The organism is Mesorhizobium sp. M0185 (assembly GCF_040322175.1).
GTDB lineage: Bacteria > Pseudomonadota > Alphaproteobacteria > Rhizobiales > Rhizobiaceae > Mesorhizobium.
Genome location: NZ_JAMYSY010000049.1, coordinates 1 through 16,763 on the forward strand (window position 1 = coordinate 1; position 16,763 = coordinate 16,763).

Annotated in this window: 16 protein-coding genes; 12 read left to right on the plus strand and 4 right to left on the minus strand. The window is 64.0% G+C overall.

What is annotated here, in order from left to right:
- The first annotated feature begins 227 nt into the window (after positions 1–227).
- The 4 genes from odhB to lpdA are packed head-to-tail and all read left to right on the plus strand — an operon-like array spanning position 228 to position 4,254.
- Positions 228–1,526, plus strand: a complete 1,299-nt coding sequence (gene odhB, locus NKJ20_RS27590) for a 2-oxoglutarate dehydrogenase complex dihydrolipoyllysine-residue succinyltransferase (RefSeq protein ID WP_352450170.1) — start codon at positions 228–230, stop codon at positions 1,524–1,526.
- Positions 1,527–1,549: 23 nt separating this feature from the next.
- Positions 1,550–2,077 (plus strand): hypothetical protein, encoded by a 528-nt coding sequence (locus NKJ20_RS27595; RefSeq protein WP_352450169.1) that lies wholly within the window; start codon positions 1,550–1,552, stop codon positions 2,075–2,077.
- Positions 2,074–2,829, plus strand: a complete 756-nt coding sequence (locus tag NKJ20_RS27600) for an SDR family oxidoreductase (RefSeq protein ID WP_352450168.1) — start codon at positions 2,074–2,076, stop codon at positions 2,827–2,829. Before NKJ20_RS27595 ends, NKJ20_RS27600 begins: the two co-directional genes overlap by 4 nt.
- 18 nt (positions 2,830–2,847) lie before the next feature.
- A complete protein-coding gene (gene lpdA, locus NKJ20_RS27605; RefSeq protein WP_352748411.1) occupies positions 2,848–4,254 on the plus strand; it encodes a dihydrolipoyl dehydrogenase in 1,407 nt (468 codons plus the stop codon).
- A 929-nt stretch (positions 4,255–5,183) separates the two neighbouring features.
- On the opposite strand, the gene NKJ20_RS27610 is transcribed toward lpdA, so the two are convergent.
- Both NKJ20_RS27610 and NKJ20_RS27615 read right to left on the minus strand, forming a co-directional pair.
- Complete coding sequence (locus tag NKJ20_RS27610; protein ID WP_352748414.1) at positions 5,184–6,251, minus strand: TraB/GumN family protein; 1,068 nt, start codon at positions 6,249–6,251, stop codon at positions 5,184–5,186.
- 85 nt (positions 6,252–6,336) lie between these two features.
- Complete coding sequence (locus NKJ20_RS27615) at positions 6,337–7,275, minus strand: tyrosine recombinase XerC (protein ID WP_352456326.1); 939 nt, start codon at positions 7,273–7,275, stop codon at positions 6,337–6,339.
- A 115-nt stretch (positions 7,276–7,390) separates the two neighbouring features.
- On the opposite strand from NKJ20_RS27615, the gene rimM reads away from it, so the two are divergent.
- Both rimM and trmD read left to right on the plus strand, forming a co-directional pair.
- On the plus strand, positions 7,391–7,990 hold the full coding sequence (gene rimM, locus NKJ20_RS27620; RefSeq protein ID WP_352748417.1) for a ribosome maturation factor RimM: 600 nt from the start codon (positions 7,391–7,393) through the stop codon (positions 7,988–7,990).
- Positions 7,987–8,685, plus strand: coding sequence for a tRNA (guanosine(37)-N1)-methyltransferase TrmD (gene trmD, locus NKJ20_RS27625; protein WP_352748420.1), 699 nt, complete (start codon positions 7,987–7,989; stop codon positions 8,683–8,685). Before rimM ends, trmD begins: the two co-directional genes overlap by 4 nt.
- On the opposite strand, the gene NKJ20_RS27630 is transcribed toward trmD, so the two are convergent.
- Positions 8,667–9,419, minus strand: coding sequence for a sulfite exporter TauE/SafE family protein (locus NKJ20_RS27630; RefSeq protein WP_352456323.1), 753 nt, complete (start codon positions 9,417–9,419; stop codon positions 8,667–8,669). The two genes, trmD and NKJ20_RS27630, sit on opposite strands and share 19 nt — an antisense overlap.
- Positions 9,420–9,801: 382 nt before the next feature.
- Here NKJ20_RS27630 and rplS point away from each other — a divergent pair, with 382 nt between their 5' ends.
- The 5 genes from rplS (at position 9,802) to leuC (ending at position 14,981) form a co-directional block, all read left to right on the plus strand.
- Positions 9,802–10,341 carry a 50S ribosomal protein L19 gene (rplS, locus tag NKJ20_RS27635; protein ID WP_023679779.1) on the plus strand — a complete coding sequence of 180 codons (540 nt, stop codon included), beginning with the start codon at positions 9,802–9,804 and terminating at the stop codon, positions 10,339–10,341.
- A gap of 256 nt (positions 10,342–10,597) precedes the next feature.
- Positions 10,598–11,395, plus strand: a complete 798-nt coding sequence (locus NKJ20_RS27640; RefSeq protein WP_031212709.1) for a transporter substrate-binding domain-containing protein — start codon at positions 10,598–10,600, stop codon at positions 11,393–11,395.
- 266 nt (positions 11,396–11,661) lie between these two features.
- Complete coding sequence (locus NKJ20_RS27645; protein WP_352748423.1) at positions 11,662–12,477, plus strand: amino acid ABC transporter permease; 816 nt, start codon at positions 11,662–11,664, stop codon at positions 12,475–12,477.
- Between the two features lie 52 nt (positions 12,478–12,529).
- Complete coding sequence (locus tag NKJ20_RS27650) at positions 12,530–13,165, plus strand: class I SAM-dependent DNA methyltransferase (RefSeq protein ID WP_352680587.1); 636 nt, start codon at positions 12,530–12,532, stop codon at positions 13,163–13,165.
- A gap of 406 nt (positions 13,166–13,571) precedes the next feature.
- Positions 13,572–14,981, plus strand: a complete 1,410-nt coding sequence (leuC, locus tag NKJ20_RS27655) for a 3-isopropylmalate dehydratase large subunit (RefSeq protein ID WP_023679774.1) — start codon at positions 13,572–13,574, stop codon at positions 14,979–14,981.
- 58 nt (positions 14,982–15,039) lie between these two features.
- Here the strand turns inward: leuC and NKJ20_RS27660 are convergent, their stop codons facing one another.
- Positions 15,040–15,351: a hypothetical protein gene (locus NKJ20_RS27660; RefSeq protein WP_352748426.1), complete on the minus strand. Its 312-nt coding sequence runs from the start codon at positions 15,349–15,351 to the stop codon at positions 15,040–15,042.
- Between the two features lie 161 nt (positions 15,352–15,512).
- Between NKJ20_RS27660 and NKJ20_RS27665 the strand changes: the two genes are divergently transcribed.
- A complete protein-coding gene (locus NKJ20_RS27665) occupies positions 15,513–16,709 on the plus strand; it encodes a GGDEF domain-containing protein (protein WP_352748429.1) in 1,197 nt (398 codons plus the stop codon).
- The last annotated feature ends 54 nt before the right edge of the window (positions 16,710–16,763 follow it).

Consider the following 16,763-nt stretch of genomic DNA (forward strand, 5'->3'; position numbering starts at 1 on the left):
TCCCTGGCGTACCCAAACATCTGGGGGGCCTGGGTGTTATTCTAGCCTTATCTCTATTGGGGGGGGGCCAATTTCGCCGCAAAGAATCCGGGGGCGCTCAATCCGGGCGGCCGGGCCGCCGCCTCGCCGGCGACCGGATTGATGTCGAAGCATCTCGCCCAGCTTGCCGCCTTGCTCGACGACGCGCTTGGTGAATAGAACAGAACCGAAAGAAACGGACAGGCACAATGGCAACCGAAATCCGCGTCCCGACACTTGGTGAATCCGTCACCGAGGCAACCATCGGCAAATGGTTCAAGAAGGTCGGCGACGCGATCGCCGCCGATGAGCCGTTGGTTGAGCTCGAAACCGACAAGGTGACGGTGGAAGTGCCGGCCGCCGCCGCGGGCACGCTCGCCGAGATCGCCGTCAAGGAAGGCGAGACGGTCGGCGTCGGCGCACTGCTCGGCACGATTTCGGCAGGCGCCGGCGCGGCAGCCAATGCCGCCGCTCCGGCAACGAAGCAGGAGGCGGTGTCGCAGGCCTCGGCTCCGACTGCGGCCTCGAGCGTCAAGCAGGCCGCTGCCGAGACGGCCAAGATCGCCGGCGACGCCGGCGCAATCGAGACGCGCACCATGCCGCCGGCGCCGTCGGCGGCAAAGCTGCTGGCCGAGCACAATCTCGCAGTCGACCAGGTGTCGGGCTCGGGCAAGCGCGGCCAGGTGCTGAAAGGCGACGTGCTCGACCTGATCGCCAGGGGCGCGCCGTCGCAGCCGGCCGAAATGCCGAAGGCAGCGCCTGTACCGGCACCCGTTGCCGCGCGCGCGCCGTCCCCGGCCGACGATGCGTCGCGCGAGGAGCGCGTGCGCATGACCAAGCTGCGCCAGACCATCGCGCGCCGCCTCAAGGAAGCGCAATCGACCGCCGCCATGCTGACCACCTTCAACGAGGTCGACATGAGCGCGGTGATGGCGCTGAGGGGCAAATACAAGGACGTGTTCGAGAAGAAGCACGGCGTGAAGCTCGGCTTCATGGGCTTCTTCACCAAGGCCGTCACCCATGCGCTGAAGGAGATCCCGTCGGTCAATGCCGAGATCGATGGCACCGACATCATCTTCAAGAACTACGCTCATATCGGCGTTGCCGTCGGTACAGAGAAAGGCCTTGTCGTGCCGGTTGTGCGCAATGCCGACCAGATGTCGATCGCCGAAATCGAGAAGGACATCGGCAGGCTGGGGCTTGCGGCGCGCGACGGCAAGCTGTCGGTTGCGGATATGCAAGGCGGCACGTTTACGATTTCCAACGGTGGCGTTTACGGGTCGCTGATGTCGACGCCGATTCTCAACGCGCCGCAGTCGGGCATTTTGGGTATGCACAAGATTCAGGAGCGGCCGATGGTGGTCGGCGGCCAGATCGTCATCCGGCCGATGATGTATCTGGCGCTGTCCTACGACCACCGCATCGTCGACGGCAAGGAAGCGGTGACCTTCCTGGTCCGCGTCAAGGAAAGCCTGGAGGATCCTGAGCGGCTGGTGCTCGACCTCTAGGGGCAGCCGACGTGAGCCGGAGCATGGATCTGCGCCGCCGGATGAGTTCGTCTCGTTTCCGGTCCGGTTTGTTTGTCACAATCTGCGCACTCGGCGTGCAGACGGTCTCCGCCGCCCATGCCGCCTGCCCGCTCGAGCTCGCCGTCTATGGCGATCCTGAAAACGCCGCCGAGATCGATTTCAGGCCGACCGGCGAGTCGGCCGCCGTCACCAACAGCTTCAAGATGGTGCTCGACAAGGGCGTCGTGCTCGACGGCATCGTCATGTGGACGGAGGGCGTGGCGCGGCCGCATGGCTCGCTGATGTACAAATGCCCGGCCGGCGACGTCACCGGCGACGAACTCGCCGCCTGCACTGTGTGGGAGGGCGTCATCTACACTGCCGACGACCAGGGCAATATCGCGTTGCTGCCGGGCGAAGGAAAGGATGCGCCGAAGAAGCTGATCCTGCCCGATCTGGGAGCGTCGCTGCAGATGTCGGCGGCCTATGGCGCCAACGGCTTTTCCAAGGTGCCCTGGGACGTCTTTGCCCTGAAGGGATGTCAGGAATGAGCGCGAGCGGAAAAATCCTGCTGGTGACCGGCGGCAGCCGCGGCATCGGCGCCGCTACATGCAGGCTTGCCGCCAAGGCCGGCTATCGCATTGCGGTCAATTACGCGTCGAATGCAAAAGCCGCCGAAGCGGTGGTCGCCGACGTCGATGCCGCTGGCGGAGAAGCCTTCGCCGTCAAGGCCGATGTCGGCAGCGAGACGGACGTATTGGCCATGTTCGAGGCTGTCGATGGCCGTTTCGGTCGACTCGACGCGCTCGTCAACAATGCCGGCGTGGTCGACCAGAGCGCGCGCGTCGACGAGCTTAGCGCTGCAAGGCTGGAGCGCATGATGCGCATCAATGTGATCGCGCCGATGCTTTGCGCCCGCGAGGCGGTGAAGCGGATGTCGACCAGGCATGGCGGCAAGGGTGGCGCCATCGTCAATGTTTCTTCGATCGCGGCAAGGCTTGGCGGGCCGGGTCAATATGTCGACTACGCCGCCTCGAAGGGCGCGGTCGATTCCTTCACCATCGGGCTTGCCCGCGAAGTGGCCGGTGAAGGCATTCGTGTCAACGCGGTCAGCCCGGGCATCATCGACACCGAAATTCATGCCTCCGGCGGGCAGCCGGATCGCGTCGAGAGAATGCGCAAGGTGGTGCCCATGCAGCGCGTCGGCACCGCCGAGGAGGTCGCAGCCGCAATTCTCTGGCTGCTGTCGGACGAGGCGTCCTACACAACAGGCGCCAATCTGGAAATCGGCGGCGGCCGCTAAAGCAAAAGGGACAGTATCATGGCCTATGACGTCGTTATCATCGGATCGGGACCAGGCGGCTACGTCTGCGCCATCAAGGCGGCGCAGCTCGGTCTGAAGACGGCGGTAGTCGAAAAGAACCCGACCTTCGGCGGTACCTGCCTCAACATCGGCTGCATCCCGTCAAAGGCGCTGCTGCATGCGTCCGAGATATTTGCCGAGGCCGGCCATTCCTTCGAGGCGCTCGGCGTCGAGATCGGCGCGCCCAAGCTCAATCTTGGGAAGATGATGGCACACAAAGATGCGACGGTGACGGCCAATGTCAATGGCGTCGCCTTCCTGTTCAAGAAGAACAAGATCGACAGTTTTCGTGGCACCGGCAAGGTGGTTGCGGCCGGCAAGGTGTCGGTGACCTCCGATGACGGCAAGGTCGAGGAGATCGAGACCAAGAACATCGTCATCGCCACAGGCTCCGACGTCGCCGGCATTCCCGGCGTCGAGGTCGATTTCGATGAGAAGGTGATCGTCTCGTCGACCGGCGCGCTGTCGCTGGACAAGGTGCCGGGCCATCTGGTGGTGGTCGGCGGTGGTGTCATCGGTCTGGAGCTCGGCTCGGTCTGGGCGCGGCTCGGCGCCAAAGTCACCGTGGTCGAGTTCCTCGACACCATCCTGGGCGGCATGGATGGCGAGGTCTCCAAGCAGTTCCAGCGCCTGCTGTCGAAGCAGGGCTTTGAGTTCAGGCTGGGCGCCAAGGTGACTGGCGTCGCCAAGGCCAAGAAGGGGGCGACGGTTACCTTCGAGCCGGTCAAGGGCGGAGCAGCCGAGACGATCGAGGCGGACGCGGTGCTGATTGCGACGGGACGACGGGCCTATTCGGACGCTCTCGGGCTGAAGGAGACCGGCGTCGACGTCGATGAGCGCGGCCGGGTCAAGACCGACGGCCATCTCAGGACCAACGTGCATGGCATCTATGCCATCGGCGATGTCATCGCCGGGCCGATGCTTGCACACAAGGCTGAGGACGAGGGCGTGGCGGTGGCCGAAACCATCGCCGGCCAGGCCGGTCATGTGAACTATGACGTGATTCCGAGCGTCGTCTACACCACGCCGGAAATCGCCTCGATCGGCAAGACCGAAGAAGAATTGAAAAAGGCCGGCGTCGACTACAAGGCCGGAAAATTCCCGTTCAGCGCCAATGGCCGCGCGCGCGCCATGCTGCACACCGACGGCTTTGTGAAAATCCTGGCCGACAAGGCCAGCGACCGTGTGCTCGGCGTCCACATCGTCGGCTTCGGCGCCGGCGAGATGATCCACGAGGCGGCCGTGCTGATGGAATTTGGCGGCTCGTCGGAAGACCTAGCCCGCACCTGTCACGCCCATCCGACGATGTCGGAAGCGGTAAAGGAGGCGGCATTGGCGACGTTCTTCAAGCCGATCCATATCTGAGCGGTTGAATCGCAGGCGACGGTGGCGATTGGCGAAAGCGGGCTGGTAGCCAATCTCCCCCCAAGTGGGGGAGATGTCCGGCAGGACAGAGAGGGGCGCGAAGGATCACCACAGACGGCTTCCATTCTGAACCGCAGATGGATTCCAGGGTCTCCGCGATGTCGCTTCGCTCCTGCTCCGCGCTGGATGACGAAGATGAAGTTAGCCCATGGCTAATCGCAGCTCAGACCATCGACTGCTGCTCCCCAAAAAAACGGCCCGCCTTTCAGCGGACCGTTCATATATTAAATCAGCAGTCTGATCACTGAGCCGGGGCCGGTGCTGGTGCGGGAGCCGGAGCCGGGGCTGGCGCAGGGGCCGGAGCGGGTGCAGGTTCTGCCGGAGCGGGAGCCGGAGCGGGTGTCGCCGGAGCTGGCGCAGGAGCCGGTTCGGCTGGCTTCATCGGCTCGGCAGGTGCTGGGGCCGGAGCCGGTGTGCTGGCTGCGGGCGGTTCGGCAGGCGCAGGTGCCTCGCTACGTCTTCCAAAAACATAATAGGCGACAATTGCCAGGATAACGACGACCAGTGCAATCAGCCAGCCGCTGCCGCCGCCGCGTGGCCGTGCGGTACCCGGTGAGGTGAATGGGTCGTTCGGATTGGGTGTGTTCGCCATAAAAGTGTCCTCCGTGGATGAAAAACATCAAGTAATAGCCATCAACGTACAATCGTTGAATCGGTTTCACATTAGGCGTTGAAAACGCCGAAAACAGGGCAATTCTGATCCAGAATCGCTTGCAGGCATGCATTTCCACCGCGAAATGGGTTTCGATCGAGCCAAACCGAACCTTTTTCAGTTCCTTGGCACGAAGCGCGGCTGGTCCGCCGTCGCGCCACGAGTAAGGGCTGATCCCGCCTCGGCAATGATTCGGTGTGCAACTCCGCCGTGTCGTTCAGTTGACGGCGGTCACCGTATAGCCGGTCTTGCGGAAACCCTCGACCAAGCCTTGCGCTCCGGGAAGGTGCATGGCGCCGACCGCCATGAAGACATTGCCGTGGGCGAGGATCGGCGCTGCACGATCGACCATCACCTTGTTGCGGCTGGTAATCATGGTCTGCTCGAATTCGGCGTAACCCGATTGATCGTCGACCTGTTCGGGGATGACGGCCCGAAACAGCGGTACATACATGCCAGTGTCGCCACGCCGGTAAAGCACGATCATGGTTTCGTTGACATCGTTCACCTTGTCGCCAAGCCTCAGCGTATCGACCAGCCCCTTCAGGTGAAAGGCGATCGGCAGCGAAGCCATGGCGCGCAGCTGGTCGGCGATTGTCTCCAGCCCCTCGACCGATTTGCCCGAAGCCTCGGCGTCCTTGGCAAGCTTGACGTCGAGCACCGGCGCACCGCCAGCCTGGCGGGCGACTTCGCATACAGGTAGCGCCACCATCGCCGACAGCAACCAGGGTTTCATCTTGGCGACGGTCGCTGGCGGGATGCCACGCGCATCGAGCGCCTTGTTGACCACCGCCGCATCCTCCGGCGACAGCAGCGACGAAAGCGTCGTCTTGTCGGTGAACATCATCAGATCCGGCTCTTTCAGCAGTGCGGCCATCATCTTCTGCTTGTCGAGCACTTCGGTGGTCTCGATGATGACGGTGCCAGCCGCATCGAATGCCTTCTGCGCGGCGGGTGGCAGCGTGGTGACGCGCGGGTCGGTAACGTGCATGGTGCCGAACAGGAAGGACGGTTTTTCACCCGATTTTTCGAGCTTCCACAGCAGGCCCTTGCCGTTCGGCGTTGCTGCCGCGTCTGCCTCGATCTTGCGGTAGGCCGCCGGGTCGTCCTTTTGCAGCGCGCTCAGCATATCGCTACCGGCGCAGGCCGAAGTCTCGGCGCGTGCCTTGCCCGCGGCGAGCAGCGCGACGATGAGGAAAGAGAGGAAAAACAGGGCGTTGAGCGCGACGAGCAGCTTCAGCGACATATGGGTCGCGCGGTCGGCGATGGCGATGAGGCGTTTCATGCTGCGGTTCTAGGCGCAAAAAGCGGCAAAACGGTTAACCGGCGCATCAAAATTGTTGCGAGATGGCCACCGACACATGCATCGATCACGCACGAGGATGAGCTGCTTCGTAAATCTCGAGCAGCCTGGCGGTGTCGACGCCGGTGTATATCTGGGTTGTCGACAGGCTGGCGTGGCCGAGCAACTCCTGGATGGTGCGCAGGTCGCCGCCGCGCCCTAGCAGATGCGTGGCGAAGGAATGGCGCAGCGCATGCGGCGTCGCCGTGTCGGGCAGGTTGAGCGCCGAGCGCAGCTTGGCCATGTCGCGCTGGACGATTGCCGGGTTGAGCGGGCCGCCGCGGGCACCGCGAAACAGCAGGCCCTTGGGATCGAGATGCCAAGGGCAGAGGCGGCGGTATTCGGCAATCGCCCGCAGCGCCACCGGCAGCACCGGCACCAGCCGGGTCTTGCCACCCTTGCCGGTGACGCGCAGCACGGTATCACCAGGTGAGGAAAGATCGGCGCCCGACAGGCCGAGCGCCTCGGAGATCCGCAAGCCGGACCCATAGAGCAGGGTCAGCACGGCGGCGTTGCGCGCGGCAATCCACGGCTCCTCCGCCAGTTGGCCTTCCACCGAGACGACGTGTTTTGCATCGCTTGCGGTCAGCGGCTTGGGCAGCGATTTCGGCTGCCGCGGCGCGCGCAAGGCTGTCGCACCTGCCGCATTGGCGAGGCCGCGCCGTTCCAGGAAACGCAGCAGCGAGCGGATGCCGGCCAGCCCGCGCCCGAGCGTGCGGGCGCCGGCGCCCTCGGCACGGCGGGCAGCGAGAAAGCCGCGCAAATCGGCGGGGCGCAGATCGGCGATGTCGGAAATGCCGGGCGAGCCGCCGCAATGGCCGGTCAGGAAATGCAGGAACTGGCGCGTGTCGCGCTCATAGGCCTCGACGGTTTCGGGCGATAGCCGGCGTTCGCGCGCCAGCATCTTCAGCCAGGCCTCGCGCGCCGCCTGCAGGTCGGGTTTTGCCGGTATGAGGAATTCCTGCATTGCACTCTTCCAGTTCCCCGCCATCTTCCGGCACGCGGGTTAGGAAGCGGTGAAGAGCGGCGTCATTGAAATGACCACGGGCTGGGGTTAGAGCAAGGCAAAGGATTTTCCGCAGATGATCAAGCCGCAAAACCCCGTCCAGATGGCCGTGATCGGTGCCGCGCATGGCATCAAGGGCGAATTGCGCGTCAAGAGCTTTACCGGCGACCCGCTGGCGCTGGCCGATTACGGTCCGCTCTACGCTAGGGATGGCCGCGCCTTCCAGATCGTCGACATCAGGCCCGCCAACACCGTGGTGGTGGTGCGGTTCAAAGGCGTCAACGACCGCAATGCCGCCGAGGCGCTGGCCGGCACCGAATTGTTCGTAGATCGTTCGGTGTTGCCCGACGAGGGCGAAGAGGATGAATTCTACCATGCCGACCTCGTCGGACTGGAGGTCAAGGACGACACCGGTGCGGTCGTCGGCAAGGTCGTCGCCGTGCACAATTTCGGCGGCGGCGACATTCTCGACGTGACGCTGGCGGGGCGCAAAGGCGTGCTCATCCCGTTCACGCAGGCCGCTGTTCCGGAAGTGTCGATCGCCGGCGGCTTTGTCCGCGTTGATCCACCCGCCGCAGGGTTGGTCGAGGACGAGGACGGAGAGTCTGCCGACCGCGACAGCTTCGACCCCAAGGGCAGGCCGCGCGGGCCGAGGGACGCCGGAGGCAACCGGTGAGTTTTTCGGCTTCGGTGCTGACGCTCTATCCCGAGATGTTTCCCGGCGCGCTTGCCCTGTCGCTGGCCGGCCGCGCGCTCGAGACCGGCATTTGGTCGCTCGAAACGATCCAGATCCGCGACTTTGCCAGCGATCGTCACCGTACCGTCGATGACACGCCGGCCGGCGGCGGCGCCGGCATGGTGATGCGGGCAGACGTGCTGGCCAGCGCCATTGACCATGCCTCGCCGGCAGCCGATCCACGTCCGCGCCTGCTGATGAGCCCGCGCGGCAAGCCGCTGAACCAGGCACGCGTGCGCGAACTCGCCGCTGGGCCGGGTGCGGTGATCGTCTGCGGCCGCTTCGAAGGCGTCGACCAGCGGGTCATCGAGGCGCGCGGCCTCGAAGAAGTTTCGATCGGCGACTTCATCCTGTCCGGCGGCGAGCCGGCGGCACTCGTGCTGCTCGACGCCGTGGTGCGCCTGCTGCCCGGCGTCATGGGCAATGCGGTATCGGGCGAGGAAGAGAGCTTTGAAAACGGCCTGCTCGAACATCCGCATTATACGCGGCCGCAGGAGTTCGAGGGCCGGCCGATTCCCGAAGTGCTGATTTCGGGCAATCACAGGAAGATCGCGGCGTGGCGGCGGGCCGAAGCGGAGAGGCTGACGAAGGAGCGACGGCCGGATCTTTCAGCCGCTCAGCCCTTGTCGAAATAGTAGAAAGCCAGGAACAGGCCGACGGCGATGACGAAGCCGCGCACCGCGTTCTGCGGCACGCGCCTGGCGATCCAGACGCCGGCATAGCCGCCCAGCGCGCCACCCGGGATCATGATGATCGCCTGCAGCCAGGCAATGACGCCGCCCGAGACGAAGACGAGGATGGCAACCGCAGCGATGACCACGGCCAGCATGTTCTTCAGTGCGTTCAGCCGGTGATAGTCGCCGGACTGGGTGAGACCGAGCGTCGCCAGCATCATGACGCCCATGCCGGCGCCGAAGAAGCCGCCATAGACGGCGGTGGCGAACTGCGCCAGCGACCCGACCAGCGAACCTACCGCGGCCTCATGCTCCGGCTTGGGCGCCGGCTTCAGCCATGGCCCGGCAGCGAACAATGCGGTTGCCGCCAGCAGCAGCCACGGCACCAAGGCGCGGAACGACGGGTTGTCGAGCCCTAGAAGGATGAGCGCGCCAGACAGCGCACCGAGAGCCGAAATGAGGCTGAGCAGCAGTGCGCCGCGCCAGAAATGCTTGATGTCGTGCCAATAGGCGAGCGTCGAGGTGATGTAGCCAGGAAATTGCGTCACCGACGATGTCGCATTGGCGACGATCGGCGGCAGGCCGGCCAGGGTCATGGCGCCAAAGGTTATGAACGTGCCGCCGCCGGCAACGGCGTTGACCGCGCCTGATACAAAGCCGGCGAGAAAGAGCAGGACCGCGTCCAAGATTGGCATGAGGGGTGTCGTCGCTGGAGGAAAATGCCTGTCTTCCGGCTTAGGAAGCTTGACGCGCGGGCGCAACCCCCTGGACCACAAGCGATCACGGGATTGCCACAGCGGGCGCCAGCCCAAGAAGCAGTGCAAAAAAGAAACGGCCCAAAAAAGAAACGGCGAAGACGTGACAAAGCGCCGAAATAGCTGTATGTGCGCGCCGAACCGGAAGAAAAATCTGCCAAGAGCGATCTTCTGGCCCGTCAACAATGACGGTGTAGTCGCCCCTGCCCGATGTTCTCGAACAGACGTTCTCGAACGAAGGGCATAGCCGAGCGGTCGATGCGACTGCAAGGCGAGTGTCGGGCGCTCTGACTGTCGGAAGAACAAGAAGTGGATTTTTGAGATGGACATCCTCCGTCAGCTCGAGGCCGAGCAGGCCGCCAAGATCGAAGCCAAGCGCAAGCTCCCCGAATTCCAGCCCGGCGATACCGTGCGCGTCCAGGTCCGTGTGACCGAAGGCACCCGCACCCGCGTCCAGGCCTATGAGGGCGTCGTCATCGCCCGCGCCGGCGCCGGCTTCCAGGAAAACTTCACCGTCCGCAAGATCTCCTACGGCGAAGGCGTGGAGCGGGTGTTCCCGGTCTATTCGCCGATGGTCGAGGGCGTCGAGATCGTGCGCCGCGGCAAGGTGCGTCGCGCCAAGCTGTACTATTTGCGAGACCGTCGCGGCAAATCGGCCCGCATTTCGGAAAACACCGGCGTGCGCGCCCGCAAGCTCAACGACGAAGAGCGCGATGCGCTGAACGCCGAGAAGGCGCGCATCGAGGCCGAGAAAGTGGCCGCCGCCCAGGCGCTGGCCGCCGAGAAGGCCGCGCAGGACGCCGCCGAGAAGAAGGCCGCCGACGAGGCCGCCAAGGCCGCGGAAGCAACTGCCGCCGAATAAGGCGTCTTCAAAACTCATGGTTTTGGAAAGGCGGCTTCGGCCGCCTTTTTATTTCACGAGGTGGATTCGATTTTGCCGGTCCGCAATCGATACGGATCGTTCTGTAATTGCCGCCGTTGAAAGCATTGGAATTCATTTTCGTGCCGAGCGGCGCATCAGAGCGGCTTGCAAGGCGCCTGCGGAAAGCTAAAGTCGGCGCCGGATTTCCTGCATGCCTCGGTCGATCGAGGCGGTTCAGTTCCTGGGGAGCATAGTCATGATCAATTCGAAACTGCTGCTGGCCGGCCTGCTGGCTTGCCTTCTCGTGCCGGTCGCGGCTCTGGCGCAGGCGCTGCCCGACCTCGGCGGCAAGAAGGTGGTGGTGGTGACCGAAAACGCCTATCCGCCGCTGCAGTTCATCGATGCCAAGACCGGCAAGCAGATCGGTTGGGAATATGACGCGATGAACGAGATCGCCAAACGGCTGAATTTCAAGGTCGAGTACCAGAATACCTCTTGGGACGCGATGATCCAGGCGGTTTCCGACAATCAGTACAACATCGGCATGACCGGCATCACCATCAAGGACGACCGCAAGCAGAAGGTCGATTTCTCCGATCCGTATATGCGCTCGGAACAGTTCATGCTGGTGCGCGGCGACGAGAAGCGCTTCACCGATGCCAAGACGTTCGCCGCCTTCAAGGACGGGCTGATCGGCGCGCAGGCCGGCACGACGCCCTTCTACACCGCCGTCTACAGCGTGCTCGACGGCAACGAGCAGAACCCGCGCATCAAGCTGTTCGAGACGTTCGGCGCGACGGTGCAGGCACTGAAGGCCGGCGACGTCGACGTCGTGCTCACCGACGGCACTGCCGGCAAGGGCTATGTCGATGCGTCCAATGGCGGCCTTAAGCTGATCGGCGGCCCACTCGGCACCGAGGATTTCGGCTTCATCTTCCCCAAGGGCTCCGACCTGGTGAAGCCGGTCAACGCGGCAATCGCCGCGCTCAAGGCCGACGGTACGCTCGACGCGCTCAACAAGAAGTGGTTCCTTGATTACAAGATGGGGCAGTAGGCCCGCTTGTTGCGCGCATTTCATGACGATTGTGCGCGGGAACTCGCGCTGACTCTGCGCTCGTACACCCCCCTCTGTCCTGCCGGACATCTCCCCCTCAAGGGGGGAGATCGGATTTCGCATCGGCTTTCGCCAATTTTCAGTGTTGCAGAACGGGCCGCGAGGTCAAAGCTGCCGATCTCCCCCCTGGAGGGGGAGATCGCCGGCAGGCCAGAGGGGGGTGTGACAGAACGCTGCCTTCGTGACTCTGTTATCGGTACCGCTTGATGCCGTCGGCGCCTCCCGCCTCAGCCAAATCCGACTTCCCGTGGTGGCTTGCCGTGGCCGTGGCGATCGCCTTGGCCGCCGCCATCTTCATCGCTGCCAGCGACCTCTATGCCCAGGTCTTCGCAACCGTCGCCAAGGGCATCGGCGTCACCATCTTCGTCACGGTGGTCGCCTTCGCGCTGGCTTGCGCGATCGGCCTCGGCGTCGCGCTGATGGGCCTGTCGGGCTCACGCTGGCTCAGCCAGATCGGCCGCTTCTACGTCGAGATCATCCGCGGCGTGCCGATGCTGGTGCTGTTGTTCTGGATCGCCTTTGCCGGGGCGCCGGCCTTCGTCGCGGCATGGAACGCGCTGACGGCGCCGCTGCAAAGCGCCGGCCTCTTCGGTGAGCTGCTGGTACGCGACGTGTCGTTGCTTTGGCGCGCCGTCATGGCGCTGACCATCGGCTATTCCGCCTTCATCTCGGAGGTGTTCCGCGCCGGTATCCAGGCGGTCGAGAAGGGGCAGATCGAGGCGGCCAAGGCGCTCGGGCTGACGCGCACCCAGCGCTTCCGGCTGGTCATCTTTCCGCAGGCGATCCGCACCATCCTGCCGCCGCTCGGCAATGATTTCCTCGCCATGGTCAAGGATTCCTCGCTGGTCTCGGTGCTCGGCGTCGCCGACATCACCCAGATGGGCAAGATCTACGCCGCCGGCTCGTTCCGCTTCTTCGAAACCTATTCGATCGTCGCCTATATCTATCTCATCCTGACCGTCGGCCTGTCGTTAGCCTTGCGGGCGCTGGAGAAGCGGCTCCGCCACCAGCATGGGGAATAGAAGGCAGGCGAAAACGGCGCTACCATCGAGCGGACGCGACCGGGGAGGACCCATGATCATCGACAAGGCCAATGCGGCGCTGGAAGCGGTCTATACGGCCGACACGCCTGAGACGCTCGCCAAGGCCTATGCGCAATGGGCCGCGACCTATGACGGCGAAACCGCGGCGCTCGGCTATCTCCTGCCGTTCCTGATCACCGCCTGGGTGGCGCGCCATGTGCCGGCGGGCGAAGGGCCGCTGCTCGACGCCGGTTGCGGCACCGGCCTGTCGGGGCCGTCCCTGAAGGCACTCGGCTACCACGATATTGCCGGGCTCGACCTGTCGCAGGACATGCTGAAAATCGCCGGCAGCCGGCAGGCCTACAGCGAGCTGAAACAGGCGATGCTCGGCGGGCCATTGCCTTGGGCGGACGGGTATTTCCGCGCCTTTTTCTCGACCGGCGTGTTCACCATCAGCCACGCACCGGCGTCGGGCCTGCATGAACTGGTACGCATCACCAGGACGGGCGGCCACGCCATCTTCACGGTTCGCGACCAGGTGTTTGAAAGCGGCGGGTTTCAAGCCGTGTTTGGCGAACTGGAGCAGGCGAAAAAATGGCAGCCGGTCGAGGAGAGCCCGTGGTTCCGCTGCTACGCAATCGCCGAGCCCGACGCGCTGGTGAAGACCTTCGTGTTCGAGGTGGTTTGAGTGGCGCCTTCTTCCTTCTCCCCTTGTGGGAGAAGGTGGATCGGCGCGCAGTGCCGAGACGGATGAGGGGTGTTGGACGGAATGAGGCGTTGGCGTTCCCTGGAGCACCCCTCATCCGTCGCCTTCGGCGACACCTTCTCCCACAAGGGGAGAAGGGGAAGCCGCGCCACAACCCGCCAATTGCCGAAAAGCCAAAACATTGATATGAGCAGCGCCATGGAAGAGCTTTTTGGCGATCCGGCCTATAAAGGTTTCGTGCTGCAGGACAGGAAACGCCTGCCGTCGCGATTTTCCGCGCGCGTCTGCGGGGCGCTGACCAGCCGACTTAGCTAGGGCAGACTCGCCAGGCTGTTTCGCCGGTCCGACCGGCGTCGTTTTCCCTTTTTAAATCGACGGATTTACGCAAATGAGCGCACCGCGCACCCTCTACGACAAGATTTTCGACGACCATGTTGTCGACCGCCAGGACGACGGCACCTGCCTGCTCTATATCGACCGCCATCTGGTCCACGAAGTCACCAGCCCGCAGGCTTTCGAAGGCCTGCGCATAACCGGCCGCAAGGTTCGGCATCCGGAAAAGACGCTGGCCGTGGTCGACCACAATGTGTCGACTTCGCCGGAGCGAAAGTTCGGCATCAAGAACGAGGAAAGCCGCATCCAGGTCGAAGCGCTGGCCAAAAACGCCAAGGATTTCGGCGTCGAATATTATTCCGAGAAGGATATCCGCCAGGGCATCGTCCACATCATCGGGCCGGAGCAAGGCTTTACGCTGCCCGGCATGACCATCGTCTGCGGCGACAGCCACACCTCGACGCATGGCGCGTTCGGGGCGCTGGCGCATGGCATCGGCACCTCTGAAGTCGAGCATGTGCTGGCGACGCAGACGCTGATCCAGCGCAAGGCCAAGAACATGCTGGTGCGCGTCGACGGCGCACTGCCGGAAGGCGTCACCGCCAAGGACATCATCCTCGCCATTATCGGCGAGATCGGCACGGCCGGCGGCACCGGCTATGTCATCGAATATGCCGGCGAGGCAATCCGTGCGCTGTCGATGGAAGGCCGCATGACGATCTGCAACATGTCGATCGAAGCCGGCGCCCGCGCCGGCCTGATCGCGCCCGACGAGACCACCTTCGCCTATGTCAAGGACAAGCCGCGCGCCCCCAAGGGCGAAGCCTGGGACGCCGCGCTCGCCTACTGGAAGACGCTGCAGTCCGACGAAGGCGCGCATTTCGACAAGGTGGTCGTGCTCGACGCGGCAAAGCTGCCGCCGATCGTCTCCTGGGGCTCCTCGCCCGAGGACGTGGTCTCGGTGCAAGGCATCGTGCCGAACCCGGACGACATCACTGATGAGAACAAGCGCACCTCCAAGCAGCGCGCACTCGACTATATGGGCCTGAAGCCGGGCACCAAGATCACCGATATCGAACTCGATCGCGTCTTCATCGGCTCCTGCACCAATGGCCGCATCGAGGATCTGCGCGCCGCAGCCAAGGTGATCGAGGGCAAGAAGGTCAATCCGCGGGTCAGTGCGATGATCGTGCCGGGCTCCGGCCTCGTCAAGGAACAGGCAGAGGCCGAAGGCCTCGACAAGATCTTTGTCGCCGCCGGCTTTGACTGGCGTGAGCCGGGCTGCTCGATGTGCCTTGCCATGAACGACGACCGGCTGAAGCCGCATGAGCGCTGCGCCTCGACCTCGAATCGCAATTTCGAGGGGCGCCAAGGCTTCAAGGGCCGGACGCATCTGGTGTCGCCGGCAATGGCCGCGGCGGCGGCGATCGCCGGCCATTTCGTCGACATCCGCGAGTGGAAATAGGGCAGGCGCGCGCAGTCGGATATGAGGAGCCCGAGCCGCAATGCGGTTCGGGCATTCTTCAGTCGGGCCGCCTGACGAATTCGTGGAATCCCTCACGGCGGCCGGGTTGGTCCTTTGCGACGAGCAGCGCCAGTTGGCGCTCGTCGAAGAGTTTGAACCATTCGTCCCATTCGACCAGTTCGTAGCCGCCGGCATTGACCGGGCGTTCGGCCTCATCCTGGTCCTGGTAGGCATGCTGGCCGAAGACCAGCCTCAGCATGGGCTGCGTTCCGGCTTCGGGCGACACGTCGACGATCGCCGGAAAGCCGGCGCGTGCCGCGGCCCATGAGCGAATTGCATCGTGATCGGTCAGCATGATCGTGTCGGCCATCGGAGCGTCTCCTGGTTGCCGTCGTGAAACGCCGCTCGCCGTTCGCGGTTCCGCCCAGCGGCTTTGTCGACGCACCTGTCGTATATTCGCTTTCGCTTAACCGCTTGTTTGGGCTTCCGCTCTAAGGTCCTCCAAGGGGAAGCGAGGGGAAATTACAGCGCTTGGACACCGGCCTGCTCATAGCGCTGCTCAATCCAGGCATCGCCCTCACACTCGGCGCGGCATTTCTCGTGCTGTGGTTCTATCAGCGCCACCGTCCCTATCTGGGCGTGCTGGCGGCGGGCTACTCGGCCTCGGCCGCAGGCTTCCTGCTCCAGTATTTCACGCTGCCGGTCGGCATGGCACCGACCAAGCTCATCTCGATCCTGTGCTTCACCTTCGCCACCTGCTGTCTCGCCGGCGCGGTCATTGCGCGCTATGGGCGGCGCGTGCCTTACCCGGCGGTCGGCATTCTGGCCTGCGGCGGCCTGGCCGCGTTTTCGTGGTTTCTTTTTGCCCGGCCGGATCTCACCTGGCGCATCCTTGCCATCAATTTCAGCTTCGGCGGCATCAGCCTGGTTGTCGCCGCCGAGTTGCGCGTGGTGCGCAACAACGGCCCGACAGAAATGATCCTGTTCGTGCTGTCGCTGCTTTCCGGCCTGAACTTCCTGGCGCGGACGCTTGCCGTCGTCATCGCGCATGGGCCGTTCACCAGCTATGAAGGGCTTTACTCCTCGTCCTACTGGACGACGGCTCTGCTGTCGCATGCATTGCTGTCGCTGCTTATTGCGCTTTGCCTGTTCGGCGCCGCCGCGCTCGATGTGATGAAGGCCCTGAAGACCGAAACTCTGACAGACCCGCTGTCGGGCCTGCTCAACCGCCGCGGCTTCGAGGAGCGCGCCATGCTTGTCCTGCAGCACTGTGCCACGGCGCAATTGCCGGTTGCGCTGGTGCTTGCCGATCTCGATCATTTCAAGGCGCTCAACGATCAGCATGGCCACGCGGCCGGCGATCGCGTTATCGCCGACTTCGCTGCCAAGCTTCTGTCGGCTGCAGGTACGCGCGGCGTTGCCGGCCGTATCGGCGGCGAAGAGTTCGCCGTGCTGTTGCCGCTCAGCGACCTTGGCGCGGCAAGACTGTTTGCCGAAGCCATTCGCACGGTCTATTCGGCGGACAGAATCGACGGACTTCCGTCCGACACAAGAGTGACCGCGAGCTTCGGCGTGGCCGCCCGCACCAGCGACGAAGGGCTGGACCCGCTGATGCGCCGCGCCGACGAAGCGCTCTACAAAGCCAAAAGGAGTGGCCGCGACAGCGTATGCCTGTCCTATCAGCGGCCTGAAACGGTCGTCCTTCCCAATCGGACCAGTGCTGGCTGAGCGTCAGCGGCGGCTTCGAATTAACGTCTTTTTCGCGCGTTGGTGATTTGCTGT